The sequence below is a fragment of the Streptomyces sp. Ag109_G2-15 genome (assembly GCF_900215565.1).
Classification (GTDB): Bacteria; Actinomycetota; Actinomycetes; order Streptomycetales; family Streptomycetaceae; genus Streptomyces; species Streptomyces diastatochromogenes.
Map to the genome: position 1 here is coordinate 7,843,759 of NZ_OCNI01000001.1, position 12,127 is coordinate 7,855,885.

A 12,127-nucleotide genomic window follows, 5' to 3' on the forward strand; every position below is an offset into this window, starting at 1 on the left:
CCTGTATCTGTTCGCGGCGAAGAGCAACGGAACCCTAGCGGCCGGGAAGAAGATCGCCTCGGCCTGGAAGGGCTACACGAAGGTCGTCGGCGCCGGAGACCTGAACGGCGACGGCATCGGGGACGTGCTGGCCCGGGACAGGGCGGGCACGCTCTGGCGCTACAACGGCGCGGGCAACGGCAGCCTGAAGGTGCGCTCCAAGGTCTTCTCCGACTGGGGCGGCTCGTACAACGCGATCGTCGGCGTCGGCGACATCACCGGCGAGGTAGGGCATTTTCTAGCCGTGCTGTAACGCATGTGACGCCCCCGGTGAGGGAATCGCTGGGGGCATGACAAATGACGCAAATGTCGCCAGAGTGGGTGGGTCGTCGGACGAGGAACGACTGGCCCCCGATCCGGTACTGGTGACTTCAGGTAGTCACCGACCCCATTGGTTGGACCCCTAGCGGATGCTCGCGAGAACGACGTAGGCGACCACCGCCACAGCAACGATGAACAGCACAATCCGCTCCTGCGTCGGGCAGTAGGTCCATGAGCGACGTGTTCGCCGGTTGAACATGTCGTAGTGGCCGGCAAGCGCGAACGGATAGCCGACTAGCAGGAGGGCCGACAGGCCGAAGGCCTTCAGAGCGAGAGCCGCACCACTGATCCCAAGGATGGGAGCGACGAATACACCAAGCATCGTCACGGCGAGCGACGCAAGGTTGAGCGTGTCTGCGAGGGGCAGCCACGTGAGATCGTCCTCACCGGCCGCAATCTCCCTGTTGACCCGCAGAGAGAACCCTGTGAGCTGGAGGCCACTGAGGACTCCAGCCGCGGTCCACAACTTTTCTAGACCAAGATGCATGGCAGTAGTTTCTTGGAGGGATCGTTTCCAAGTGCTGCGTGGCGCGCGGACTCCGGCATGACGGTGGCGGAGCTGGAGTACCAGAGTCTCCCTCCGCAGCCGCCACCCCGCAGACCATTTCCGGGTCACTCGGGTCAACAGGTACGTGGATCTCCTCGTTGCTCTCGGTGGTGATGCGTGACGACCGTATCGGCGTCGCCCGCTTGGGGTGACGTCGGCACGCGGGCCCCCTGTCGGCGCCACAGTCTTCGCGGCTCGGACGGACTGCAAGTCGATGACCGCGGCGGATGGCTCCCGGTTACGCCCGTTGGCCTCGCGGACCTTCTCGCGCAGGTCGCTGTGGAGGGCGAGGGTGAAGCCGTCTCGGCTCCACTGGGTGAAGATCGCGTGCAGGGTCTTCCAGTGAGATGCCGTAGTCGGCGGGCAGGATGCGCCACCCGCTGCCGTTGTCGGCGACGTAGCAGATGGCGTCGATGACCAGGCTTCGGCAGCAATCCTCCGGGCGCCCGCCGTTGCCGTCTAGCCAGGTCGGTCAGGGCAGCAGCGGCGCGATGACCTGCCACTCAGCATCCGTCGTGTCCGTGGTGTAGCGGCACGGACAGGCAGGGAGGCCGGCGCCGTGGCCGAAACGGCACGCGGCGCAGGAGCAGCCGGCTTCCTCGACTGTGGAGACAGGGGATGGTGCGGTGGCGTACAACGCCATGACGGGACTCTTGGTGCAGCGGCTGGCTTCGACACCTCTGTCGCTGCCGCATCAAGGGACTCATGACCGGCTCCTAGGGTCGTGATCTTCGTACCGGCTGCCGCGACGGCCCGTGCGTGACACCGCTACCGGCTCACTCGCCCGGGTGGAAAGTCGCACCATCGGATCCCGGCCTGTGCCTGACGGGGCGTCGGCCGGGACCGTTGCTACAGCGGGGAGGTGAGGTGGCGCAGCTGGTGGACGAGGGCGGGCCAGGGGAGGGGAGGCTGCCGATCTCGGGGTGGTGCTGGCGGGTGATGTGAAGATGGACCTGGTCGATGTGGGGCGGGTTGAGCAGCGATGTGGTGTGGCGGTCGCCGCACATGAACAGGGGCCCCGGGATGCGCGAGGAGTTCGCACGCCGGTTCGGCTCGGGGCCCGGGCCCAGCGCGGCCGCTGTATGAGGCGGGCTGCCCCAAGTGGACCCGTGCCCCTGCGCCCGGCGCCGTCCTGGGCTGGTAGGGCTGGGGAATCCTGCTGATCGGCACCTTCGTCGGGATAGCTGTTCGGTGCGCTGTACAGCGTCGGCCTCATCCTCGCGCGCCGCGCCGGACGCAAGTCAGCGATCCCGTTCGGCGCGTTCCTCCTGCCCGGAGCATTCGCCGGGATCCTCCTGGGCGCGGGCGTAGGGCAGGAGGTTTTCGCATCAGCCGAAGGCGTTACTCCGGGCTCACTGGGTCCAGTACGGCGCGAGCGCTCCCTGTTGGAACGGCGCCGGGCTCACGCTGAGATCGCCGGCGAAGGGACGGTCGAGGACGAAGACCAGGAGCAGACTGAACCCGATGAGAGCGGCGACGGAGGCGACGAAGAGGATCTGGATCCGCAGCTTGCGCATGCCGTACAAGAAGGTGAGGGGGATCAGGACGATGGCGCCACCGAAGGCCAGGACCTGCAGCAGCGGGGGCAGTTGCTGTTGGGCCATGGTCAGGCGGGCCCGGCGCTGGGAGGCGACGTCGTTGACGTGGTCAACGGCCTGCTCGTAGAAGACCTGTTCGCGAGTGGCTTTCGGTTCGTATGTCTGCAGCACGTCGTAGACGGACTGGAGCTTGCCGGCGGTGGCCTCGTAGCTCGGACGCCCCACGCGCATCCGAGGCCACTGTTGCTCCACGACCGCGTGAACGTAGTCGCCGAGCGCGGCGTCGAGGCGGGCGTGGACCGGTGGCGGGAAAGCAGCGGCATCGCGGGCGATGAGCGAGACATCGGTGGCCTCGGTGGCGACGATGGTCTCCGTACTCTCCAGCTGCGTCCAGAGGGTGACGATGACGAAGGCCAGGATGATCCCGTAGATCGCGCCGAACATCCCCAGCGTCACTCCGACCATGTCGTTGTGCTCGCCCTTGGCCAGCGAGGGGTATCTGCGGCGGAGCAGCACGCTGCCGGTGACGGCCAGGACGACGGTCCCGCCGACGGTGATCACGGCCAGGGTGAAGGTGCTGAAATGATTGAGCAGCCAGAGCAACATGTGCGGGGAGTCTAGGGACATGAAGCTCGCCGGAGTCGCTCTTGGTGCCCTGGACCTACGGGCGTGAACATGGCCCGAGAGCGGCCCCGCTGCGCTCTGCGAAGCCCATGGCCCGTCTCGCGGTGCGCGTCCAACATCCCGAGGAGTCCACACGATCGAGCGTAGGGGGATCGTCCTGTTAACGGACCGGGGAGCCCGACGTGACCTGCTGCACTCCGTATTGTTCAACGAAACTCGCTCTGTTCGGTGCCCGAGGCTCTACCCTGCTTGATCACGGACGTACCAGGGGGACGGTGTGACACAGGACAGTGTGAACAGGGGGAGCAATAGACCTTCTTCACCGTCCGGCTGCGGACCAAGGCCACCTGCGGGTGTCGGCTCCCGCTCCGCCGCCCTGGCCATGGTCTGCGAACTCGTCGAGTCCGCCCGGAAGTTGTGGCGGGCCGTGAAGGCGCCCCACCTCGTCGCCCACGTCCGCGCCGGAGCCCGCTTCGAACGTGGCCAGTTCGTCGAACGCCCCGAGGCGATCGCGGCGTGAGCATCCGCGAGGCCCCGGCCATCAGCACCAGGCGGCTGGACCTGCTGCCGCTGCATGTCGAGCACGCCGAGGAGATGGCCGTGGTGCTGTCCGATCCGGCCCTGCACACCTTCATCGGCGGCGCCCCGGACACCCCGCAAGCCCTGCGCTCGCGTTTCCAGCGCATGACCGCGGGCTCTCCCGATCCGGCCGTCTCCTGGCTGAACTGGGTGATCCGGCAGCGTGACGAGTCTTGCCTTACGGGTACCGTCCAGGCGACGGTCAGCCCCTCCGGCAATGGCCCCATCGCCGAGGTCGCCTGGGTGGTGGGGACCCCCTGGCAGGGAAGAGGCATCGCCACCGAAGCAGCCCGAGGACTCGTCGACTGGCTGAGCCGGCAGCAGGTGCAGACCGTCATCGCCCACATCCATCCCGAACATCGGGCATCCGCCGCCGTCGCCACGGCAGCCGGGCTCGCACTCACCGACGAATGGCACGAAGGCGAGATGCTGTGGCGCCGGAGCATCGGACGATGACTTCATCGATGCACAGGTGAGGGCGAGGGGGAGTGGGAGCCGGCGTTGGCAGGCAGTCCCGTCAGCCGTGTTTGACGGTGATCGTCACTTCGCTGCCTGGGGAGGCCAGGATCCATGCCTTGCCGGTCGTCCTGCGTAGCATCACCGCATCGCCGTCGGTGGTGATCCGCCATGGGCCCGGAGGCAGGGACAGTTCTGTCAGCCGGGAGCCGTGGCGTGCCGCGGTGTAGGTCAGCCGGTATACGGCATCGGCGGGGCTGTACGAGGCGGAGCGGATCGTGCCTGCGACTGTCTCCGCGTACGGTTCGGCGGTGAGCTCCTTGTTGGTGCGGAAGTCACCGGATTCGTCGACGGCGCAGTACCCGCCCCCGTAGCACCAGACATAGCCCGCCCAGCCCGAGCTGTAGCGGCCGAGCGAGTCCATTGCGTCGTGGTAGAAGCGCTTCATGTTCGGCAGGGAACTGTTGAGTGGACCCCATTCCCCGACCACGACCGGGACCTTGTACTGCTTGGGGTACTCGGTGACGGCCTGCTCGTAGGCCTCGATCCAGCCGGCGTTGGGATCGTAGTCGGCGCCCGCCTCCATTGCGGCGTTGTAGAAGTGCGGCGCGTACACCACCTTGGGATCGTCGATGCGTCCGAGGCCGGTCGGTACGCCCTCGCCCACGATCGGGGTGGGTTCGACGAAGATCCAGGCGTCCTTGTCGGCCGAACGGACCGAGTCGGCCAGGCGGTTGTACATGGGGGTGAGCTGATCGTGCTCGATCCGGCGGGCGGCCGTCGGCAGGTCTTCCCCCTGGTGCAGCTCGCCCATGGGTTCGTTGATGAGGTCGTAGCCGAGGAGGGCCGGGTGGTGGGCGAAGTGCTCCGCGAGGACCTGCCACGCCCGGGCCTGGGCGCGTTGGAGGTCCTGGTCCTGGTAGAGATGGGTGAAGGCGCGCTGGACGGCGGGCTCGAAGTACTCGGCGAACCAGTCGTCCGGGTGCGCGGTGAAGGGAAGTCCATCGGTTCTGGTCGCCCACTCGGGGATGCCGCGGTGGCCGAAAGCGGGTCCGAAGACGTCCTGGTGGGCGTCGATCACGACCTTCATGTCCTGTCGGGCGGCCCAGTCCAGGATGCGTTCGATCTTCCGCAGGTACGTCTGGCTGTAGTGGCCGCGCCGCGGTTCCAGGTCGTCCCAGAAGACCAGCAGTCGGGCGAAGTTGAAGCCGTTGGCCCGCATGTCGCGGAAGTGGCTCTCGGTGATGGCCGACAGAGCGCTTTCGCCTCGGTCCGTCTTGTCCTCCACGTTCCAGCCGCGCAGGGTGAGGACACGCCCGTGCCGGTCGGTGAGTGCGGGTATGCCGTCCGCGGCCTGCCGGGGGTGGGCGCTTGTTGGGGCGAGCAGTGCAGCGACAACTGCGCTCGCCGTCAGGGTCGTTCGCAGCACCACGGGAGACCTCGGGCCGTCGGGTTCGAGGTGCCGCGCATCCCATCAGTAGCCGTGGCCTGTCTTCAAGTGGTCGTACAAGCCGTTTCTCGCCTCCGTATCCCCTGCGCGACGGCGACTTCGTACGCGGACGGGCGTGACAGGTGTGACGGACGGATGGCAGCGCCTCGTGCTGCCCCTGCGGGTGAAGCGGTGCACGTGGAGCCGAGCAGGTCGGCCGACGCCTCGGGCACGAGAGCGAGGAGATGATCCAAGACGGCCCCGTTGCCGGTGCGTAGGCCGTCGTGTTGGTACTCGTCGGTGAGCCAAGGCCTCAGGCCGTGGATGATCTGGGCGTTGCTGAGCGACAGGCCAGAGTCGAGACGGCTGCAGCACCGGGTCGGCAGGATCACCCGGTGGTACGCGCAGGTATCGGGCGACGGCTCGGGCTTGGTCCACGTCGCCTGGAAATCGGTCGCAGTGCTCGGTGTTCTTGATGGTGCCCCTGGGAGACAAGGCACCGTAAAGCTCATCCGCGGTCGCGCACACGCCGGGTAGTCCTCCGGTGATGAATGCCCGGCGAGCGACGGAACCAGTGCCAGTGGGCGAACGCGCGCTCCACGACCCAGGGATGGCAACCGGTGCATCCGTCGCCGCGACAGGCCTCGCGGTCGTGATGGCGGAGGAGAGCGAACGGGTGAATCAGGAGAACGCGACCGAGGTGGTGGGGAGAACCTTCGCGCGGGACCAGGGGGAGCTTCAAGGTCCGGGAGGCCCGGTTCGGGACGGACGTCGCAGACACGCTGGCGGACCTGGACGACATGCTGAAGCGTTCTGACTGACGCCGTGCTGGCTTACCTGCGGGAACTGACGTCCCGCCAGTCTTCGAGGGGCGTGGTGAACGGCAGGCCTTAACCGTCTTGTTGTCCTTACGTCTTGACGTTTCCCGCTGTTTCCGCGTTTGCTTCCGTCACTGGGTTGCCATGATGCTCCCTCACTCGGAAGGCACCTGACGTGAGCGCTCGTACCACCTACAGGACCCCTGTGCGTCATTTCGCGATAGCCCTGACCGCCTCCGCGTCGGCTCTCACGCTCACCGCGTGCGGCGCCTTCGACGACATCGGCGGGAGCGGCGGCTCAGCATCCCCGAAGAAGGGCGACGACATCACGGTGGGGCTGCTCCTGCCCGACAAGGACACGGCGCGCTTCGAGAAGTTCGACTACCCCATCATCAAGAAAGGGGTCGCCTCCCTCACACACGGCAAGGGCAAGGTCGTCTACGCAAACGCCGAGGCGAGCCCGGCCACGCAGAGTCGGCAGTTCCAGCAGATGGTGGACGAGAAGGTCGACATCGTTGTGGTGGACGCGCTGGACGCCAAGGCCATCGCGCCGGATGTCCAGAAGGCGAAGGACGCAGGCATACCGGTCATCGCCTACGACCGGCTCGCGCAGGGCCCGATCGACGCATACATCTCGCACGACAACGAACTCGTCGGCGAGGTCCAGGGCCGCGCCATCATCGAGGCGCTCGGCAGCAAGGCGGCAACCAGCAAGATCGTCATGATGAACGGCGACCCCGCGGACCCGAACACGGCGAAGTTCAAGGAGGGCGCCCTGAGCGAACTCCAGAACAAGGTACAGATCGCCAAGGAGTACGACACCGACAAATGGTCGCCGGCGGTCGCCAAGGCGAACATGAAGAAGGCGATCCAGGCCATCGGCCTCAACAACATCGCCGCCGTCTACTCAGCCAACGACGGCATGGCGGGCGCCGTCATCGACGCGCTGAAGGAGGCGGGCACCACCAAGATTCCGCCGGTGACCGGGCAGGACGCGAACTTGGACGCGGTGCAACGGGTCGTCTCGGACGAGCAGTACATGACTGTGTACAAGTCGTTCCTGGACGAGGCCACCCATGCCGCGGAGATGGCGGTGGACAAGGTCCAGGGCCGCGACATCCGGTTCGACGCGCTGACCCGCGACACGGTCGACAGCCCGACGAAGAAGAGCATCCCCGCGATGCTCGTGCCGGTGGTCGCCCTCACGAGGGACAGCATCAAGGACACAGTGATCGCGGACGGCGTCTACTCCGTCAAGGACATCTGCACCCCGAAGTACGAGGCGGACTGCGCTGCAATCGGCCTGAAGTAGCACCCGTCCTCCGCCGAGGGCCATCGCATGCCCCATCCGGGCAGTGAAGGCCCCTGACGTCCGCCTCGCCCAACCCGGGCGGTAGGCCGGCACCTGGGTGGGGGAGCATCTGCTAGAGGCGTTCGTCCGGGCCGCGGCGGGCAGCGGGGTTCGCGTCAAGACCCTCGTCCGCCCCGCCGGCGGCCACAACTTCCAGACCTGGAGCGGGATGTACCCCGACGCGCTGGGCTGGCTGAGCACACAACTGTCCCCGCCCGCCGCGGGCCGATAGGGGTCAGCGCGAAAACGCGCCTGAGAGCCGGACCGGGCGCACCGGGCGGACCGGGAGCGCTTCGACGCTGTTGCCGATGAAGCTGCGCTGGCGGGGCAGTTCGGCCTCGGGGACGGCGAGTTCGAGGTCCGGGAAGCGGGTGAAAAGCCGTTCCAGGGCGATCGTGGCCTCGAGGCGGGCGAGCGGGGCGCCCACGCAGTAGTGCACGCCCTGGCCGAAGGAGAGGTGCCGGGCCGAGCCGGGCCGGGTGACGTCGAAGCGGTCGGCGTTCGGGCCGTGGAAGGCCTCGTCGCGCCCGGCGGCGGTGTAGCCGGCGAGGACCGGGGTGCCCTGCGGGATTATGGTGCCGCCGAGGGCCAGGTCGCGGGTGGGGTAACGGAAGGGGAACCAGCTGACCGGGCCGTCCCAGCGCAGCGTCTCGTCCACCACGTCAGACCAGGTGGCCTTGCCATCCAGGACCAGCGCCAACTGGTCGCGGTGGGTGCACAGTGCCCGTACGGCATTGCTGATCAGGTTGAGGGTGGTCTCGTGGCCGGCGACCAGCATCAGGCGCATCGTGCCGATGAGTTCGGCCTCGCTGAGCCGGTCGCCGCCGTCCTCGCGGGCGGCTATCAGGGCGCTGGTCAGATCGTCGCCTGGGGCGGCCCGGCGGGCGGCCGCGATCGTGCCGAGCAGCTCGACGAGCTCGCGTACGGCGGCCATCACCTCCGCCGGGGTGGTGTCGGTGGCGATGATCACCGTGTAGGTGAGGTCGTGCAGCCGGCCGCGGTGCTCGGGGTCCACGCCGAGCAGCTCGCAGATGACGCTCATCGGGAGCGGGAGCGCGAAGTGGGTGCGCAGGTCCGCGATGCCGTCCGGGTCCTCGGCGGCGGCTCGGCCGAGGTCGTCGAGCAGGCCGGCTGTCAGCTCCTCGATGCGCGGCCGCAGCCGCTCCACCTGGCGGGCGGTGAAGGCGTTGCCGACGAGGGAGCGCAGTCGGCGGTGGTCGGCGCCGTCGGCGGTGTGCATGCCCTGGGCGTCGGCGAAGACCCGTAGCGGCCAGTTCGCGGGGATCGTGCCGTCGTTCAGGGCCGGGCAGTGGCGGGCGTCCTTGGCCACGTCGGGGTGGGAGAGGAACTCCTTGAGCGCGTCGTGTCCCAGGACGACCGCTGCGGGAACCCCGCCGGGCAGGACGATGTCCGCAACGGGCCCCCGGGCCCGCAGGTCGGCGTTCAGGGCGTGCGGACAGCCGCCGGCGGGGTCGACGACGTGGGCGGGGGTGTGGGAGGACAAGCCGGGACTCCTGACGGTATGAACGAATACGAGCCAACAGTGCGGTGTCGAGGGTCGGTTGTACAAGTCCGTCCCTCCGACGCCTCGGCCGAGGGCCCGGTCCATCCAGCCCGCTGGCTTCCGAAGCAGGGGACCGGCGACTCCAGCCTCGCCTTCCGTTTTCGGAGCCGGGGTCCGGCATATCCAGCCTCGCCGGCGTCTGGGGCGCGGGGTCTGGGGCAGCCCCCAGTGCGGATCCCGCCCGTCCGCTGGGACCCTGGCCACTGTCGCTGGCCTGCGGTGGGTCGGTCAAGGGTGTCTACAGCGAAGGTCTGGTCCGCAGCCTCAACGGCTACCGGCACGACCCCGCCGCCCCGCGGCCCCTGCAGAACCCGTGGTCCCGCGAGCAGGCCCAGAACTGGGCGGACAGCTGGAACCACCCCCGGGAGCGCATCCGCATCGACGGCCACTCTCACCCGCGGATCTTCGTTCCCAACCCTCCGCCCGCAGAGCTCCAGGTCGAGGGTGAAACCCTGCACCTCGCCCACTACGGCACCAGGGGAGCCCACTACAGCCGCAGACCCCCTCCCGTGGAATGGACCCCGGGCCCTGAGCAGGACTTTCGACCGTGCGAGCGGGGAAGTTGACGCCGTTGGTGGGGAATTGCGTGACGTTCCACAGCAGCGCCCTGCCTACGGCCTGCCCGATGCGCCGGCCGAGACCTCCCCTCGCCCTCGGGCGGGAGGGACTGTTCCGTCTTGCACGGGGTCAGCGGAGCGCGTCGAGGGCCTTCACGATGATCGCGCGGGCGTCAGCGCCGTAGACGGCCAACTCCGCGATCCGCGCGAACGCCCGCAGGTAGATGTCCAGCTCGCCCGGGGCGGTGACGGTCACCTTCGCCGCGAGCAGTTCCACGTGGATACGCGCGTCGTCGAAGACCGTGAACTGCTCGAGCGGCCACATTGCTCCCTCCCGAGCGGCGGTGGCAGGAATGATGCCCATGAGGGCCGTCGCGCACCCGAAGGTCTATAGCTAGCCGGGCATGACGTGAGAGGCGTACACGCGGAAGTGGCAGGTGCGCTCGTACAGCTTGGCGGACGTCTCCGCCAGCTGCTTCATGCAGTGCAGCCGCAGGGCGTTCACCCGCCGCATCCCGCAGAGCGCGCAGGCGCAGATGAAGTACCTGGTCAAGCAACTCAAGGGCACCAAGGCCGCTGCCGAGGCCCTCGGGATCTCCCAGCGCACCGTGGAGCGGTACGTCGCGGGCAAGTTCAAGCGGCCCCGCCGCGACCTCCGGGACCGCTGGAGCGTGAGTTCAAGAAGCGGTGGCAGCCGCAGATCCGGGCGAAGGCCAAGAAGAGGGCCGCGAGCACCGACGGCCTGGTCGTCGCAACCCGGGCCCGCTTCGGGTTCACCGCCGCGCTGGGCACGACCGACGACGCCCGGATCCGCGACATCACCCCGGCCCTACCGCCGCGCTGGGCTGAACGCCTCTTCGAGGCCCGCGACGCCGGCGCCACCGAACAGCAGCCCCAGCACATTGCCGCGGAGGGCCTGGCAAAGATGTACTTCCGCGCCAACAACCCCCGTGCCCACGGCCTGGGCGTGGAGTTCACCGACGTGGATCACATCGACATCGAGCTGTAGCCAGATCCAGCAAAGCGCCTCGTCCCCGGCATGATGACTGCGCGCTGCAGTTGGCGAGCAAGTGTGTGAGTTGGCGACCGCAGCGCTCGGCGCCCCCGATCTCAAGCAGCACGATCATTCCGGCAGCTGCGGCTGGTCGCGCCAGCCGCGCTCTCAGTCCGGCGGGGATGGCGCATCGGCCAGATCGGTCAGCCCTCACCCCCCGCGTCGGCAAGTTCGGCCACGGCGCGGTCGATGGCCCTCTCCACCGCGAGCCGTCCCTTGCCCGCGTCGCCGAGGCGTCGGGTCATGAGTCGGACCAGCCCGTGCTGGAACAGGGCGGGGCCGCAGGCCGTCCATTGGCTCAGGACCTCGGGGCCGAGCATGAACGCCAGTACGTCGTCGGGCTCGGCCGGGACGAAGCGGAACTCGCTGTGCTCCCACTTGTCGTCGATGCCCCTGCTCCACCGGTCGCGCAGTTGTTCCTCGCTGAGATCCGGCAGTACGGCCAGGAAGAACGCGGCCCACTGGTGCCGCTCGGTGTCCATCGCGAAGGAGAGCAGCTCCAGCTCGCAGCGATCACCCTCGTGGACGGCCAACTCCTCCCGGAGGGCACGACGGGCGGCGCCGAAGAGGTCGGGTACCCCGTCCTTGAGGTCGTGCTCGCCGGACAGCCCCTCGTTCGCCGAGGAGTTCCAGTTCCCGGCGTTGCCGCCGACGGTCGCACTGCGCCGGGAGAACAGCATCTTCTGGTCACGACCGGTCACGACGGCGACATTGGCGCCGAAGCTGGCTGAAAGGAAGCCGTTGACGAGGATGGGATCCCTGCCGTCGAGGTAGTGCTCCCGCAGCGTCCTTCCCGCTCCTTCGCCCTCCTCCAGACGCCGGTTCAGCTGCTGGGCGGCCAGGAAGGTGAAGTAGTCGGCTGGCGAGAACCTGATCTCCACGATCGGGTCCTCACGGTCGTCGCTACGGGTGACGGCCACGGTCTCCACCGCGAAGCGCGGATGGTTCCAGCGCCGGTCGCGGCCCGCTACCGCGCGGGTGCGCTGCTCGTCCTCGATCTCCTGACGCCAGCGCCGCACTTCCTCCGGCACGTACACCGGATCGCCGGCCTCGTAGTAGACCCTGAGGTTCCGCTCGCTGATGGGCCGCGTGCCGTCCCCTTCGTAGACGTAGCACGTGGTGCGCAGCGGCCCGATACGGAAGTGTTCCCGGTCGTGCAAGGATGCCCCCATCCCTCAATCGGCTTCTGAGGCACGACAGTTGCACACCGATGCGACGAGCGGCAACATGATCCCCCCACGGACGGGGGA

Annotated in this window: 11 protein-coding genes and 3 pseudogenes; 7 read left to right on the top strand and 7 right to left on the bottom strand. The window is 68.2% G+C overall.

The window, feature by feature from the left end; translation table 11 throughout:
- Position 1 precedes the first annotated feature (1 nt).
- A pseudogene (locus tag CRP49_RS48305) lies at positions 2-70 on the top strand (hypothetical protein); the annotation flags it as partial.
- A 54-nt stretch (positions 71-124) separates the two neighbouring features.
- The gene (locus CRP49_RS48310) at positions 125-292 is read left to right on the top strand and encodes a hypothetical protein (protein WP_257033607.1); all 168 of its coding nucleotides are present in this window, start codon (positions 125-127) and stop codon (positions 290-292) included.
- A 150-nt stretch (positions 293-442) separates the two neighbouring features.
- On the opposite strand, the gene CRP49_RS35455 is transcribed toward CRP49_RS48310, so the two are convergent.
- Positions 443-847 carry a hypothetical protein gene (locus CRP49_RS35455; RefSeq protein WP_097256994.1) on the bottom strand — a complete coding sequence of 135 codons (405 nt, stop codon included), beginning with the start codon at positions 845-847 and terminating at the stop codon, positions 443-445.
- A 1,412-nt stretch (positions 848-2,259) separates the two neighbouring features.
- Positions 2,260-3,051: a DUF4239 domain-containing protein gene (locus CRP49_RS35465; protein ID WP_097256995.1), complete on the bottom strand. Its 792-nt coding sequence runs from the start codon at positions 3,049-3,051 to the stop codon at positions 2,260-2,262.
- A 330-nt stretch (positions 3,052-3,381) separates the two neighbouring features.
- Between CRP49_RS35465 and CRP49_RS48320 the strand changes: the two are divergent.
- Positions 3,382-3,589: pseudogene (locus CRP49_RS48320) on the top strand (IS256 family transposase); the annotation flags it as partial.
- On the top strand, positions 3,586-4,104 hold the full coding sequence (locus CRP49_RS35475; protein ID WP_097256996.1) for a GNAT family N-acetyltransferase: 519 nt from the start codon (positions 3,586-3,588) through the stop codon (positions 4,102-4,104). The pseudogene CRP49_RS48320 and the gene CRP49_RS35475, both read left to right, overlap by 4 nt.
- A 61-nt stretch (positions 4,105-4,165) precedes the next feature.
- Here the strand turns inward: CRP49_RS35475 and CRP49_RS35480 are convergent, their stop codons facing one another.
- Positions 4,166-5,533, bottom strand: coding sequence for a glycoside hydrolase family 5 protein (locus tag CRP49_RS35480; protein WP_097257721.1), 1,368 nt, complete (start codon positions 5,531-5,533; stop codon positions 4,166-4,168).
- A gap of 1,023 nt (positions 5,534-6,556) precedes the next feature.
- On the opposite strand from CRP49_RS35480, the gene CRP49_RS35485 reads away from it, so the two are divergent.
- Together CRP49_RS35485 and CRP49_RS47105 are read left to right on the top strand one after the other, a co-directional pair.
- A complete protein-coding gene (locus tag CRP49_RS35485; protein WP_097256997.1) occupies positions 6,557-7,663 on the top strand; it encodes a sugar ABC transporter substrate-binding protein in 1,107 nt (368 codons plus the stop codon).
- A gap of 97 nt (positions 7,664-7,760) precedes the next feature.
- Entirely contained in the window at positions 7,761-7,934 is a 174-nt protein-coding gene (locus CRP49_RS47105; protein WP_179851854.1) for a hypothetical protein, read from the top strand.
- Positions 7,935-7,937: 3 nt separating this feature from the next.
- On the opposite strand, the gene CRP49_RS35490 is transcribed toward CRP49_RS47105, so the two are convergent.
- From CRP49_RS35490 to CRP49_RS48330, 3 genes are all read right to left on the bottom strand, one after another.
- Positions 7,938-9,206, bottom strand: a complete 1,269-nt coding sequence (locus tag CRP49_RS35490; protein ID WP_257033609.1) for a cytochrome P450 — start codon at positions 9,204-9,206, stop codon at positions 7,938-7,940.
- Positions 9,207-9,953: 747 nt separating this feature from the next.
- Entirely contained in the window at positions 9,954-10,148 is a 195-nt protein-coding gene (locus CRP49_RS48325) for a hypothetical protein (protein WP_257033610.1), read from the bottom strand.
- A gap of 69 nt (positions 10,149-10,217) precedes the next feature.
- Positions 10,218-10,376, bottom strand: a complete 159-nt coding sequence (locus tag CRP49_RS48330; protein WP_257033726.1) for a hypothetical protein — start codon at positions 10,374-10,376, stop codon at positions 10,218-10,220.
- On the opposite strand from CRP49_RS48330, the pseudogene CRP49_RS48335 reads away from it, so the two are divergent.
- A pseudogene (locus CRP49_RS48335) lies at positions 10,303-10,832 on the top strand (XRE family transcriptional regulator). The gene CRP49_RS48330 and the pseudogene CRP49_RS48335 overlap by 74 nt on opposite strands.
- 188 nt (positions 10,833-11,020) lie before the next feature.
- Here CRP49_RS48335 and CRP49_RS35510 read toward each other — a convergent pair.
- Positions 11,021-12,049, bottom strand: coding sequence for a translation initiation factor 2 (locus CRP49_RS35510; RefSeq protein ID WP_097256999.1), 1,029 nt, complete (start codon positions 12,047-12,049; stop codon positions 11,021-11,023).
- Positions 12,050-12,127: the final 78 nt, after the last annotated feature.